The organism is Magnetococcales bacterium, assembly GCA_015232395.1.
Taxonomy (GTDB): Bacteria; Pseudomonadota; Magnetococcia; order Magnetococcales; family JADFZT01; genus JADFZT01.
The window spans coordinates 1-12466 of the sequence record JADFZT010000064.1 but is presented as its reverse complement, the minus strand read 5'-3'; the positions used below and the strand labels follow the sequence as shown (position 1 = coordinate 12466).

The 12466-nt window shown below is 53.3% G+C and carries 15 protein-coding genes; 12 read left to right on the top strand and 3 right to left on the bottom strand.

The window, feature by feature from the left end:
- Positions 1-63 precede the first annotated feature (63 nt).
- The 4 genes from HQL52_15435 to nfo all read left to right on the top strand — a co-directional run bounded on the left by HQL52_15435 (position 64) and on the right by nfo (position 3661).
- On the top strand, positions 64-861 hold the full coding sequence (locus HQL52_15435) for an OmpA family protein (GenBank protein MBF0370841.1): 798 nt from the start codon (positions 64-66) through the stop codon (positions 859-861).
- Between the two features lie 707 nt (positions 862-1568).
- Positions 1569-1910: a hypothetical protein gene (locus HQL52_15430; protein ID MBF0370840.1), complete on the top strand. Its 342-nt coding sequence runs from the start codon at positions 1569-1571 to the stop codon at positions 1908-1910.
- Between the two features lie 277 nt (positions 1911-2187).
- Positions 2188-2694: a hypothetical protein gene (locus HQL52_15425; GenBank protein ID MBF0370839.1), complete on the top strand. Its 507-nt coding sequence runs from the start codon at positions 2188-2190 to the stop codon at positions 2692-2694.
- A gap of 115 nt (positions 2695-2809) precedes the next feature.
- Positions 2810-3661 carry a deoxyribonuclease IV gene (gene nfo / locus HQL52_15420; GenBank protein ID MBF0370838.1) on the top strand — a complete coding sequence of 284 codons (852 nt, stop codon included), beginning with the start codon at positions 2810-2812 and terminating at the stop codon, positions 3659-3661.
- 126 nt (positions 3662-3787) lie between these two features.
- On the opposite strand, the gene fetB is transcribed toward nfo, so the two are convergent.
- Together fetB and HQL52_15410 are read right to left on the bottom strand one after the other, a co-directional pair.
- Positions 3788-4597 (bottom strand): iron export ABC transporter permease subunit FetB, encoded by an 810-nt coding sequence (fetB, locus tag HQL52_15415; GenBank protein MBF0370837.1) that lies wholly within the window; start codon positions 4595-4597, stop codon positions 3788-3790.
- Complete coding sequence (locus HQL52_15410; protein ID MBF0370836.1) at positions 4594-5244, bottom strand: ATP-binding cassette domain-containing protein; 651 nt, start codon at positions 5242-5244, stop codon at positions 4594-4596. The genes fetB and HQL52_15410 overlap by 4 nt, the downstream gene beginning before the upstream one ends.
- Positions 5245-5719: 475 nt before the next feature.
- Between HQL52_15410 and HQL52_15405 the strand changes: the two genes are divergently transcribed.
- The 6 genes from HQL52_15405 to HQL52_15380 all read left to right on the top strand — a co-directional run bounded on the left by HQL52_15405 (position 5720) and on the right by HQL52_15380 (position 10240).
- Positions 5720-6400, top strand: coding sequence for a TIGR00153 family protein (locus HQL52_15405; protein MBF0370835.1), 681 nt, complete (start codon positions 5720-5722; stop codon positions 6398-6400).
- 45 nt (positions 6401-6445) lie between these two features.
- Complete coding sequence (locus tag HQL52_15400) at positions 6446-7717, top strand: inorganic phosphate transporter (GenBank protein ID MBF0370834.1); 1272 nt, start codon at positions 6446-6448, stop codon at positions 7715-7717.
- A 420-nt stretch (positions 7718-8137) separates the two neighbouring features.
- Positions 8138-8599, top strand: coding sequence for a MarR family transcriptional regulator (locus HQL52_15395; GenBank protein ID MBF0370833.1), 462 nt, complete (start codon positions 8138-8140; stop codon positions 8597-8599).
- Positions 8596-8862: a hypothetical protein gene (locus HQL52_15390; GenBank protein MBF0370832.1), complete on the top strand. Its 267-nt coding sequence runs from the start codon at positions 8596-8598 to the stop codon at positions 8860-8862. Before HQL52_15395 ends, HQL52_15390 begins: the two co-directional genes overlap by 4 nt.
- Positions 8863-9134: 272 nt before the next feature.
- On the top strand, positions 9135-9707 hold the full coding sequence (locus tag HQL52_15385; GenBank protein ID MBF0370831.1) for a class I SAM-dependent methyltransferase: 573 nt from the start codon (positions 9135-9137) through the stop codon (positions 9705-9707).
- On the top strand, positions 9704-10240 hold the full coding sequence (locus HQL52_15380; GenBank protein ID MBF0370830.1) for a GNAT family N-acetyltransferase: 537 nt from the start codon (positions 9704-9706) through the stop codon (positions 10238-10240). The genes HQL52_15385 and HQL52_15380 overlap by 4 nt, the downstream gene beginning before the upstream one ends.
- A 24-nt stretch (positions 10241-10264) precedes the next feature.
- Here HQL52_15380 and HQL52_15375 read toward each other — a convergent pair whose 3' ends face one another.
- Positions 10265-10576 (bottom strand): transposase, encoded by a 312-nt coding sequence (locus HQL52_15375; GenBank protein MBF0370829.1) that lies wholly within the window; start codon positions 10574-10576, stop codon positions 10265-10267.
- Positions 10577-10812: 236 nt separating this feature from the next.
- Between HQL52_15375 and HQL52_15370 the strand changes: the two genes are divergently transcribed.
- A complete protein-coding gene (locus tag HQL52_15370; protein ID MBF0370828.1) occupies positions 10813-12063 on the top strand; it encodes a DNA repair exonuclease in 1251 nt (416 codons plus the stop codon).
- A 1-nt stretch (position 12064) separates the two neighbouring features.
- Positions 12065-12448 carry an AAA family ATPase gene (locus HQL52_15365; GenBank protein MBF0370827.1) on the top strand — a complete coding sequence of 128 codons (384 nt, stop codon included), beginning with the start codon at positions 12065-12067 and terminating at the stop codon, positions 12446-12448.
- Positions 12449-12466 lie beyond the last annotated feature (18 nt).

Here is a 12466-nt window from a genome sequence, read left to right as displayed (position 1 = left end):
AAAACCCGATCCAAAGATCTGAATCACAACCATGTACTAAAATAGGAAGGGATCTACAGACAAATGAGTATTCTCAAGAAATCCATGTTTTTGGGAGCTGGCCTGTTGCTGGCTGTGGCTGGCGCCAATTCTGCCATGGCTGACAGCTGGTCCTACAAGGGCTGGAAACAGTGGCATCCCCACCAAGGTGGCACTATTCTTTCCAGTATGGGGACTCAAAACTATTTTCCCAAAAAAGACAACGATGACCATGATGGTGACGGGGTCAAGGATGAATACGACCAATGCCCCAACACCCCCAAAGGTACCGAAGTGGACTATCGGGGCTGTGACATCAACACCGATACCGATGGTGATGGCGTCATCGATCTTTACGACCGCTGCCCCGACACGCCCCCGGGCACCACAGTAAACCCCAATGACGGCTGCCGTGCCAAGATCGATTCCGATGGCGACGGTGTTTACGACGAAGATGACATCTGCCCCAACACTCCGGCAGGTGCCACGGTCAATCAGGTGGGTTGCTGGGTGGTGGAAAACATCCAGTTTGATTTCAATGAGGCGACCATCAAGTCCGAAGCCCGTACCAGCCTTAACCAGGTTGCTGACATTCTCCACAAAAGCAGCGGTTTGCACGTGGAAGTCCAGGGTCACACCGATATCCTGGGTGATGAGGAGTATAACCTGCACCTCTCCCAACGGCGGGCCGACTCGGTTCGGAACTATCTCATTGGTCAAGGCGTTTCCTCTGACCGGCTCTCCGCTCGCGGCTATGGTTTCCATCGTCCGGTAGCCTCCAACAGCACCAAGGAAGGGCGGGCCATTAACCGTCGCGTGGAGCTGGAGCCCATGCAGCACTAAGGCGTTGATCGTTGACCCGGGTTTGACGGGTTGACGAATGTGTATCAGAAAGCGGCGTGGGGCTTTTTATCCCACGCCGCTTTCGATTCTCTCTTCAGATGGATCCCCAGAGTGGGTGAGGTTTGACCTGACTCTCCCGAAAAACACCTTCCCTTGCATCACTCAAGATTTTGATTTTTCCCTGGGTTTGACTGCCTTTCCCAAGGTGAATGACAGGCCGGTGGGGGGGCTTTGTTCGATTTTTTTGATTCTTTATGGAACGGATGACCCATTGGGTTTTCTAAAGGCCATCCCCCCTTTTTGCTGGGAGTGACCCTGGGTGGTGGTCAGGATTATGTGAATTATCGGATAGTTGGCCAACTCGGCTGATGAAGCTGCTTCCGGCTTGTTTTCTGGCTCTGCCTCTCTATAATCTAACCGCATTGGAAGAGAGATTTTCCTGTTGATCTATTTGGGATAGCCACGGGATTGGTTCTGTCTGGGGAGGCGGGGTCAGTTGGTGGGAATGATTTGATTTTATTATTTTATGTTGGTCAGCAAACAGCTGGCGCTTTGGCCATCGGTCGTTCAGGTTGACGAAAAAACCGCAACCTGTCCGAAGATTTGGCTGGGGCGTCACCATCGAAAAAAAAGCCTCAGCCGCCTTCTAACTCACTGTTTGGAGTGGAAGCCGCTGGCCTGAAGCTTCATGTGAGGGGTCGGGGGATATGTCCAGGGAAGCTTCAAATCCCATTAAAAACAAACTGATCGAACTTGATCAACGCATGGCCAACATGGAAGGGGAGCTCGCCAAGATCAAAGAGTCTCTTTCCAACATTCCCCACACCCTGGAAGAGGAGCGTAAGGAGCTTAGCATCCACCGGGAGGAGTTTAATAAATTGCAGGGGAATTTTCAGGAGATCAGCCGTTCGGTGACCGGTTTTAACCAAAAAACCATTAATTTGGAACGGCGGATGGAAGTCACCAAAAAAAATCTGAGTTCTGGCACGGTGGCCAGTATTCTGATTTTTACCATTCTTTTTATCCTCTCCCTGTTTGTTCGCGCCTGAATAAGAGCGCTGTTTGTCGGTTTGACGGCTTTTCGGGCTCAGTCATCGGGAGAGAGAGGGAGCGTCTTGGCTTTCTTTTTTTATCTAAGATAAGCGTTCTTAAGAGAATAGGGGGAGTTGATGGGGGGGCATTCCTCGGGCTTAAGCTTTCAAGCCCCCAGATAGATTTTCTTGTGGTAGAGTCAACAAAAAACAAGGTCCTGGTTGCCCTTCCATCTGTGTTAAGAGGGGCATTTCGAAAATGTGGGAAGGCCTGCTAGGCAGGTGGGAGGATGGTATGCAATCGGAGGCAGTTGGCCAGAGCGTGATGGAGACGGAACAGGATTCCGAGGGGAATGGTGACGGTGAAAATTCCGTCCTGAGAGAAGATGTGTTGGAGGCCGCTGTGGCCGATTTAACCCTGGATGCCAAGAGCGAACGGGCTTTGGAAAAATTGGCTATGGGAAAGATAAAGACGAAAAAAAACAAAGAGAAGAAGGCCGATAAAGAGAAGAAGGCCGATAAAGAGAAGAAGGCCGATAAAGAGAAGAAGGCCGATAAAGAGAAGAAGGCCGGTAAAGAGAAGAAGGCCGGTAAAGAGAAGAAGGCCGATAAAGAGAAGAAAGCCGGTAAAGAGAAGAAGGCCGGTAAAGAGAAGAAGGCCGATAAAGAGAAGAAAGCTGGCAAAGAGAAGAAGGCCGGTAAAGAGAAGAAGGCCGATAAAGAGAAGAAAGCTGGCAAAGAGAAGAAGGCCGATAAAGAGGAGAAGGCTGGCAAAGAGAAGAAAAAGAAAAAAACGGAATAGTCTCGCCAGCTTGGGGCAGATCGAGTCAATTCCAGGGAGGGGTTGAGCTTTTTCCCTTGGAGTCGTGAGTCTCTTTCCCCCTGTTATCAGCTTACAGCCTTTTTAAGGAGACACCATGAAGCGGATTGGTGCCCATGTGAGTATTGCCGGTGGGGTTTCCAAGGCCCCTTTGAACGCCACGGCGATTGGTGCCCGCGCTTTTGCCCTTTTTACCAAAAATCAACGGCAGTGGCAGGCCAAGCCTCTGGCTCCCGACGAAGTGGCCGCTTTTCACGACAATATGGCTGCTGGGGGGTTCCGTCCCCAGGATCTCCTACCCCACGACAGTTATCTGATCAATCTCGGCCATCCCGACCCCACAGCCCGGGAAAAATCCCTGAACGCCTTTATCGATGAGCTGGAGCGCTGCCGAATTTTGGGGCTGCCCTTGCTTAATTTTCATCCAGGCAGCCATCTGCGCAAGGTGGATGAAGAGACCTGTATCGGCTTGATCGCTGAATCCCTCAACCGTGCCCTTCAGGCTACCGAAGGGGTGACGGCGGTGATCGAAAATACCGCCGGGCAGGGGAGTAATCTGGGCTATGCCTTTGAGCAGATTGCGGGCATCATCGATCAGGTGGAGGACAAGGAGCGGGTGGGGGTCTGCCTGGATACCTGCCATCTGTTCACTTCCGGCTACGACCTGCGCACCCCGGAAAGCTATCAGGCGACCATGTCCCGGTTTGATGAAATTGTCGGTTTCAACTATCTGCGGGGGATGCATCTGAACGATTCCAAGCCGGACCTGGGGGCTCGGGTGGATCGTCACCACAGCTTGGGGCAGGGGAAAATTGGTTTGGAACCCTTCAAATGGATCGTCAACGACCCGAGAATGGAGGAGATCCCCCTGGTTTTGGAGACCATCGACCCCAAAATATGGCCTGAAGAGATCCGCACGCTGTATGATTTTGTCGAGGAGGGGAGCTGATTCACTCCCAATCGCCTCCCTGCTACGCTGTGTGGTTGGGAGGCAGCCAGAGTATCGGCTTGGTCTGTCGGGCACTTGGTGAATCCAGCCTCTTTAGATTTTTGTGGGGGGGGCTGGGGAGGTTGTTCAAGAGCCTTCTTTGTCATGGGTTAAGCGATCCAATCGCAGGCGCTGCCGCTGATCGAAAAGCCGCCGAATTCCGAACCACACCGCCGCCATCGTGCCGAATCCGGTACCCGCCGCAATCATGAACATGATCAAAATCTGATATTTGACCGCCACCATCGGTGGATTGCCCCCCAAAATCTGTCCCGTCATCATCCCGGGAAGACTCACCAGCCCAGCGGCCGCCATGGCATTAATGGCGGGGATCAATCCGGAGCGGATTGCTCTGCGGCGAATGGGGCGGATCGCCTCCAGGCTGGTGTGGCCCAAAGCCAGGCGGGTTTCGATCATGGCCCGATCCCGCCACGCCTCACTGTTGAGCCGGTCCAGCCCCAATGAGATGGAAGTCATGGTGTTGCCCAACATCATGCCCAAAAGGGGCACCGCATATTGAGGGGTATACCAGGGGCTGGGGGAGATGATCACCATCAAGGCCAGCACCGTGACCACGAATGATGAGAGAAACATGGCAGAAAGACCGATGCCATACCCCCACCATCCCCGCAACCGACGTTCTTGGCGGGCACTCACCTCCCGCCCGGCAGCCAAAAGCATCACACAGGCCAGCAGCGCCATCCACCCCGGGTGGGCCTGATTGAACAGGCTTTTGAGCACCAGGCCGATCAGGGAGAGCTGTACCACCGTCCGCAGTGCTGAAACCGCAATTTGTCGCCCCAGAGGAATTCCCTGGAGATGTACCAGACCCGCCAGCACCAGCACCAGCATGGCGGCCAAGGAGAGATCAAAGGGGCTTAACACAATGATATTCAAGCGCTTCCCTCCTTGTTGTCAGGGGAGCTTTCCTGGCTGGGCATCTTGTTGTCTTCCTGCAACCTTCCCTTGACCAGATGGAGTCTGCGGTGGCCGATGCGCTGGGCCTGCTCCATGTCGTGACTCACCCAGAGGGCGGCGGCTTCGTGGCGTTCCACATAGTCGAGGATGACCTGCTCCACCAGGCGACCGGAATCGGGGTCCAGATTGGCGGTGGGTTCATCCAGAAGCAGGACGACGGGTTGGTTGGCGAGTATCCGGATCAAGGCCAGACGCTGACGTTCGCCACTGGAAAGACGATCCACCTGCCAATCTGCGGCTTTTTCGGCCAATCCAAGGGCTGACAGCAGGGTGGGAGAGAGGGTCCCATCCGGGAAATGATCCCCAACCCGATCCCGCCACCAATGGGCCTGGGCAGGCAGATAGGCCACCTGCCGTCGCCAAAGGGGAGGGGGGATGTCGTTTTGGTCCACACCATCCAGCAGCACCGTTCCCTGGTGGGGATCCAGGTCGGCAAGGGATCTTAAAAGGAGGCTCTTGCCGGAGCCCGATGGACCGGTGAGACAGCACCTTTCATGGGTTGAAAGAGACAGATTCAGAGGGCCTAGCAGGGGGGTGTTGAGGCTTTGTACGGTCAATTGTTTCAATTGGATCCTCCTTTGAGGTATGGATAGTATGCATTGCCATGAAATTTAACAACAAAGCAAAAAAACACCTACAAAAAAAGTGTAGAAATATAGACTCTTTCGTTAAAAAACAATACAAGAATGTAATAAAAATTATCGAAACTTGAAAAGTTTTGTCCAGATAATTTTTTTTTCAAAAAAAACGAAACAAAAACAATCTACTATAAATTTCCATTAAAAATCGGCAAAAACCTCTTCACAATTCGAAAATGTTTTTGTAAGATACCTCCCAGTTGAACAACGCAGCCGGTCCCGAAAGGGGATTTTGAAGGCAAATAAAACCGGTTGATGATGGGATGAGGCGCCAAGAACAATTTTTTTTTGTAGATTGATAAAAGTCGCTGGTGAAAAAGGCCGATCCCAGTCGGATCCACCAGCTCAAAAAAAACACCCGAACCACCCGTTTAAATCCACATCAGGAAGGAGAAAACACCCCATGGGAAATGCCAACCCTCTGTCCAGCTTGTTTGGGAAATCCCCAGTCAAGCCCCTGCAGCAACACATGCGTGTTACCACCCAATGCGCAGGTGAGCTCCCCGGCCTTTTTAAGGCGCTGGGAGATGGCAATGCTGACGAAGTGAAGGCCATTGCCGGTAAGATCAACGAGCTTGAAGACCAGGCTGACGAAATCAAAAATACGCTGCGCGCCCATCTGCCCAAGAGCCTCTTCATGCCCGTCGATCGCCGGGATCTGCTGGAGGTTTTGGACTTTCAGGACAGCATCGCCGACACCTGCCAGGACATCGCCGGACTCCTGACCCAACGCACCATGGACGTGCCCGCTGGTATGGCTGAGCCTGTTGTGGATTTTGCCACCAAGGTCGTTGGCGCTTGTGAGCAGGCTTCCAAGATCATTGAGGAGCTCGACGAGCTGGTGGAAATGGGTTTTAGCGGCAATCAATCCGACAAAGTGTTGGATATGGTGGCTGAACTGAACAAGCTTGAGATGGCGACCGACGCCGCCGGTGTCCAGCTCACCCAGGACCTGTTTGCCCACGAAGATGAAATCAAACCGGTTTCCGTTGTTTTCTGGTACCAGTTGATTCAGAGCATTGGTCAAGTGGCCGACTATGCTGAAAAAGTTGGTGACCGCCTGCGCCTGCTTCTGGCCCGCTAATCCCCTTACATCCCAATCAGACAGACTGTACCAGGAGAACAATCGATGGAAATAATTCAAGAATATGGCTTCGTTTTCATGGCTCTCGCCATGATCTTCGGCTTCTACATGACCTGGGGTATCGGCGCCAATGACGTTGCCAATGCCATGGGTACCTCGGTGGGTTCCGGGGCCATTACCGTTAAGCAAGCCATCATCATCGCCGCTATCTTCGAATTCGCTGGCGCCTTCATCGCCGGTGGTGCTGTGACCAAAACCATTCGTAAGGGCATCATTGATCCCGCCAGTGTGGTCCACCAACCGGAGATTTTGGTCTACGGTATGTTGGGCGCACTTCTGGGTGCCGCCTTCTGGCTGATGATTGCCTCCACCAAGGGTTGGCCCGTCTCCACCACCCACTCCATCGTCGGCGCCATCGTTGGCTTCGCCATGGTGGGTATCGGTATGGATGCGGTCAACTGGAGCAAGATCACCAAGATCGTCGCTTCCTGGCTGGTCTCCCCGATGATCGGTGGTACCATCTCCTTCCTGCTCATGATGTCCATCCGCTCCTTGATCCTGAATGCGGATAACCCCTTCCAGAAGTCCAAACAGTACGGACCCTTCTATGTCTTTCTGGTGGGTTGGATCGTGGTGCTGGTCTCCATGTTCAAGGGCCTCAAGCATCTCAAACTTGAGTTCACCGTCACCCAGAGTGTCATGATCGCTACGGTCGCCGGCATCATCGTCGCCATCATCGGTAAGATCATGATCGACAAAGTGCAGATGGATGAGACGGCTGACAAAGAGTTCCACTATGCCAGCGTCGAGAAGGTCTTCACCCCCATGATGATCTTCACCGCCTGCGCCATGGCCTTCGCCCACGGTTCCAACGACGTTGCCAACGGCATCGGGCCTCTGGCTGCGGTCGTCTCCATCGTGCAGTCCGGCGGTGAAGTCAGCCAGAAAGCTGAGCTGCCCATCTGGATCCTGGTTCTCGGTGGTGCTGGTATCGTCGTCGGTCTCGCCACCATGGGCTACAAAGTGATGCAGACCATCGGCACCAAGATCACCGAGCTCACCCCGACCCGTGGCTACTGCGCCACCCTGGCCGCCGCCACCACCGTGGTGCTGGCCTCCCGGACCGGTCTTCCCGTCTCCACCACTCACATCGCAGTGGGTGCGGTCATGGGTGTAGGCCTGGCTCGCGGCATCGGTGCTCTCGACCTTCGGGTGATCGGCGGTATCGTCGTCTCCTGGGTCGTGACCTTGCCCGCCGCTGGTATCGTCTCCGCCATCACCTTCTTCACCCTGAAGGGCATCTTCTCCGCCGGCTGATGCGGATCGCCTGACAGGCTGCCGAAGTTAAAATGGCAGCAAGCAGTTCAAACCCTCCCCTGAAGTCTGGGGGAGGGTTTTTTTATGGCCGGTCGGTTACACGCCTCCCCTGGTTAAACCTAAATCCGGCAGTTGGGCGTGTGTGGCTGGTGCAGGATATTGGTTCGCATAGTGAATCGGGAGAAATCGCCGTCACCTGATTGGTTACAAGATTTTTTCCCGATTTGCTTGGTGGATCAAGAAGCTGGGGCATGTGCGTACGCCCAACTGCCGGATTTAGGTTAAATCTGTGGCGGTGGATAGCCCGGAAATCGCATCAGATGAATTGAAAATATATTGACAACAATATTGTCAAAATGTAGATTGACAATATTGTTGTCAATATGGGTGGGTGGAAGGTTTGGGTGTCGAGTGGTTGTCATGAACACTGAAAGAAGAAAGGTTGAGCGAATCACTCAGGAGGTGCGTGCCTGTTTCAATCGGCTAAAAGCCTTGGGTGATGAGCTTCACAGTGATTTGGGGATTTCTGCCTCAATGCGGGCCGTGATGGAAGCTCTACATGTCGGTGAAGAGCAGACCGTGCCGCAGATCGCCCGGGGAAAAGCGGTATCCCGTCAGCACATCCAAATCCTTACCAATAAACTTGCTGAAAACGGATTGGTCAAAATACGTTCTAATCCCAACGACAAGAGGTCACCCCTTGTCAGCCTGTCTGAAAAGGGAAAAATAACTTTTTCAGTGATGCACCAGCGAGAGAAAGAGGCTTTTGATGATCTGATTACAGGACTGGCTGGCTGCAATTTCGATGCGGCGTTAGAGGTTCTGGAAGCGATGCATATGCATCTGGATCACAAACTTGAATCTAAAAGGAGTTCAACATGAAAAAGCTGATTGGCAGCAAAGGTCGCCATTGGGGGCATGGCATGATGATTTTCCTCATGGTCATGTTGGGTGGGGGCATCCTGATGCTCTGGTCATGGAATACGTTTGCCGTGGATCTGTTTCAGGCCCCAGAAATCCGTTTTCGGCATGTTTTGGCTTTACAGGTGGGCATTGCTTCCATTTTGTCCCTGCCATACATCGTGGCCCACCTGCTCTGGTGCGGCAGAAAACATCTGGCAAACCAGGGGCCTGTTAACACTTGATTCAAAGTCGCGCAGGAGGCCATTTTTAGGAACAAATGGCCTCCTGCCCTTCGGGTTTTGCCTAAAAAGGCCTCATGCTGCGTTTTCGTCACTTGTTTGGAGTCACCAAACGGCGTTCCTCAAGCCTTGCCTGATACCTTTTTAGGCTAAAACGCGATCTTCGCCTCAAGTGTTAACAGGCCCTAACAAGGGTGATCATGGAGCTTCGAAACAGGATCGTCAGGCAGTTTAAATGTCCCAGTGGGTGGCCGGGTCACTTGGCCGGTTGGATCATGGCATCACGCCCATCCAATCGACGCCGTAATTTCTGGACCGTCGATCTTCTCAAGATTGGTGAACATGACAGAATATTGGAAATCGGCTGTGGACCCGGGTTGGCTTTGGCATCCTGTGCAAGCCGTGCGACATCCGGTGTGATCGTAGGTCTTGATCATTCACAGGAGATGCTTCAACAGGCCACGAGACGAAACCGCCGATTTATCGAGGGTGGAAAAGTCCGGCTGGAGCATGGAGGGTTAGATCGAATCTCTTCTATGCCGGAACGTTTTGACAAGGTGTTTGCAGTCAATGTCGTACAGTTCATATCTGATAAAACAGCAGTTTTTCAGGCAATCCTTGGCGTCCTGGTTCCAGGAGGCGTTTTTGCGGTTACCTATATGCCGCGTCATCGAAAACCGAAGAGGTCTGATGCCATGCGGATGGCGGATGACGTGGCAGCGCATATGTCTCTTGCAGGATTTTCATTGGATCGGGTGGAGGAACTGCCTTTTCAACCAGCTCCGGCAGTTTGCGTGTTGGGTTGTCGGCCAAAAGGTCCTGGAGAACAAGAAGCTGCAATACAATGAATACCAGTTCTGATATCCAAATCATTCATCTGTGTGACATTCCTTGGGCGGCAAACATTCTTGCAAAATGGTTCATGGAGGAGTGGAGACCATGGTATGGACCAAATGGAAAAGGAGATGCACAGAGTGATCTCGCATCCTGCTGCGATAAGGACAGGTTGCCGATTTGCATCGTAGCCTTAAGTTCTGAAACGGAAGAGGTTTTGGGCACCGCAGCGTTGAAAACTGAATCCACGGGAAGTGAGCTTGGTGTAGGCCCGTGGTTGGGCGCCTTGCTGGTTTCCAAAGAATACAGGGGAAGAGGGATCGGTTCTTCCTTGATCAAATCAATTGAGATGGAAGCGCTCCGTTTGGGGTTCTCATCAATCTATTCATCAATGGATTCAACAGCATCCATACTGGATCGAAGGAGATGGCAAAAATTTTCACAGGCGGAATCCCTGCGTGGCAAGGTCGTGGTCTATCGATTTGAGACTGGACTCGACAGTATCAGTCAGAACGGACAACTCGGGGCAACACCGTCAACGGATTGATACGATAGCCGGTGTTTCTGCGGCTCAGACTCTCTCCCCGCAGGTTTTCAATGATGTTATCCCGGTCCACCGGGATGCCTCTTTTCCGTCGCAGAAATTGGGTGAGCTCATTTTGAAGGCGGTACAGCCAGGATGCCCTGGGCAATGCCATAAACCCTCTGCCGGATTTAGGTTCAAGCAGCGGGACGCAGCCGTCGTCAACCCCAATAGCCGATCAGCCTGCCGCAAAAGCAGAATGCCGCCATCACTGGTGGCATCACCCCCCTTGAACTCGGTTTCGACTTTACGGCGTTTACAGGCTGGCAATTCAAACAGTGAACGGGTACATTCTGTCATGGTGAAATCCCCGCTTTGTCAGTCACTAACAGATTGATTTTAAAGGGTTTGAATGGGTTTTGTCACCTTTGTGATGCAATTTCCGGGATAGGGGCAAAATCCGGTCTCACATCAGGCCCACCGGGTTTGGGTAGGGGGGGCAGAAAATCAGCAAAGTCCCGGAGCTTCCCCATTCCAGTCGCTTCACTTTTCCCTTTGTTATTTGATTTTTCTTCTCTGATTTGCAGAGGCCAAGCATGAAATTTATCCACGCCGCCGATATTCACCTGGATAGCCCTTTGCGGGGCTTGGAGCGATATGAGGGAGCCCCGGTGGAGGCGATTCGGGGGGGGAGTCGCCGGGCCTTTGAAAATCTGGTGGAGTTTTGTCTGGAAGAGCGGGTTGATTTTCTCCTCATCGCCGGGGATCTCTTCGATGGTGACTGGAAGGATTATGAGACAGGCCTGTGGTTCGTGGGTCAGATGCATCGGCTGCGGAGCCGTGAGATTCCGGTATTGATGGTGCGGGGTAACCACGACGCCAAAAATCGCCTGACCAAATCCCTTCGCTGGCCGGAAAATGTGTTCGAGTTTCCAGCCAATAAACCCGCTACGCATCTTTTGGAATCCCTGGAGGTGGCGGTTCACGGCCAATCTTTTGCTACAACTGCGGTCATTGACAATCTCGCCCGGAATTATCCCCCACCGATTTCAGGATATTTCAATATCGGCCTGCTCCACACCGCCCTCACAGGCCGGGAGGGCCACGAACCCTACGCCCCTTGCAGCGTCGAAGAGTTGAGCGCCAAGGGATATGACTATTGGGCGTTGGGACATGTCCATCAGCGGGAGATCATCCATCGGGATCCTCTGATCGTTTTTCCAGGTAATCTGCAAGGGCGTCACATTCGGGAAAGTGGGGAAAAGGGGTGTAGCCTGGTGACGGTCACCGATGGCCGGGTAACGGAAATCAGCCACCATGCCATGGATTTGATCCGCTGGATGGAGGTCAGTGTGGATGCTGGGGGGGCCATCTCTGAGGAGGATCTCTTAAGCCGCTTGCAGCAGGCTCTGGAAGAAGCGGTGGTGAGGGGGGAGGGGCGTTTGTGTGCGATCCGTTTGACTATAACGGGTGAGACGTCGATTCATTCGATGCTCATGGGAAGGGGGGAGGAATGGATATCAAAGGCCCGGGCAGAAGCGCTGGATGTGGGGGGTGGGGAGGTGTGGCTGGAAAAGGTGATTTTGGCTACCCAGCCTTTGAGAGAGACCACCTTGGCGAGGGATCCCAATGATCCTCTGCTTTTGCTCCACGATATTTGCCGGGAGATTTTGGCGGATACAGAAGGGGTGCAGGAGCTGGTGGCGGAGTTGGAACCCTTCATCGGCAAGCTTCCAGGAGAGGTGCAGGGGGAGCTGGCCCTGAACAATTCTCTGGAGCTTGAACGCCTGCTTGCCCGGGGTGAGCAACTCGCTTTGGCCCGGCTTCAGGGGGAGGGGGGGAGCTGAGATGCGTTTTTCACAGTTGGATCTCATCGCTTACGGTGGCTTTAGCGGGCGTACTCTCTCTTTCGATCCGAACGGTCCGGGGTTGATCCTGATCCTGGGGGCCAACGAAGCGGGGAAGAGCACCACTTTGCAGGCCATCAGTGATCTGCTCTTCGGTATCCCTTCGAGAACTCCCTACAATTTTCTCCACGACTATCGGGAGATGCGTATTGGCGGCGCCATCAACCAACTGGCCGGTGATTCATTACAGATCCAGCGGCGCAAAGGGGGTAAAAAGACCCTCAGCTCAGAGGATGGCAAAGCTCTGGATGAAAGCGTGCTCAAACCCTTTCTTGGAGGGATGGATCGGGGGAGTCTCCCTGGGGAGGCTTTGTTTGAGAGGTAGGCTTGTTCTCCTCACCAG

Bases quoted from the DNA above. Each gene is read 5' to 3' on its own strand.
- HQL52_15395 (MBF0370833.1), top strand. From the start codon at position 8,138: ATGAACACTGAAAGAAGAAAGGTTGAGCGAATCACTCAGGAGGTGCGT.
- HQL52_15380 (MBF0370830.1), top strand. From the start codon at position 9,704: ATGAATACCAGTTCTGATATCCAAATCATTCATCTGTGTGACATTCCT.
- HQL52_15435 (MBF0370841.1), top strand. From the start codon at position 64: ATGAGTATTCTCAAGAAATCCATGTTTTTGGGAGCTGGCCTGTTGCTG.
- HQL52_15405 (MBF0370835.1), top strand. From the start codon at position 5,720: ATGGGAAATGCCAACCCTCTGTCCAGCTTGTTTGGGAAATCCCCAGTC.
- HQL52_15365 (MBF0370827.1), top strand. From the start codon at position 12,065: ATGCGTTTTTCACAGTTGGATCTCATCGCTTACGGTGGCTTTAGCGGG.
- nfo (MBF0370838.1), top strand. From the start codon at position 2,810: ATGAAGCGGATTGGTGCCCATGTGAGTATTGCCGGTGGGGTTTCCAAG.
- HQL52_15425 (MBF0370839.1), top strand. From the start codon at position 2,188: ATGCAATCGGAGGCAGTTGGCCAGAGCGTGATGGAGACGGAACAGGAT.
- HQL52_15430 (MBF0370840.1), top strand. From the start codon at position 1,569: ATGTCCAGGGAAGCTTCAAATCCCATTAAAAACAAACTGATCGAACTT.
- HQL52_15400 (MBF0370834.1), top strand. From the start codon at position 6,446: ATGGAAATAATTCAAGAATATGGCTTCGTTTTCATGGCTCTCGCCATG.
- HQL52_15375 (MBF0370829.1), bottom strand. From the start codon at position 10,576: ATGACAGAATGTACCCGTTCACTGTTTGAATTGCCAGCCTGTAAACGC.
- HQL52_15370 (MBF0370828.1), top strand. From the start codon at position 10,813: ATGAAATTTATCCACGCCGCCGATATTCACCTGGATAGCCCTTTGCGG.
- HQL52_15385 (MBF0370831.1), top strand. From the start codon at position 9,135: ATGGCATCACGCCCATCCAATCGACGCCGTAATTTCTGGACCGTCGAT.
- HQL52_15390 (MBF0370832.1), top strand. From the start codon at position 8,596: ATGAAAAAGCTGATTGGCAGCAAAGGTCGCCATTGGGGGCATGGCATG.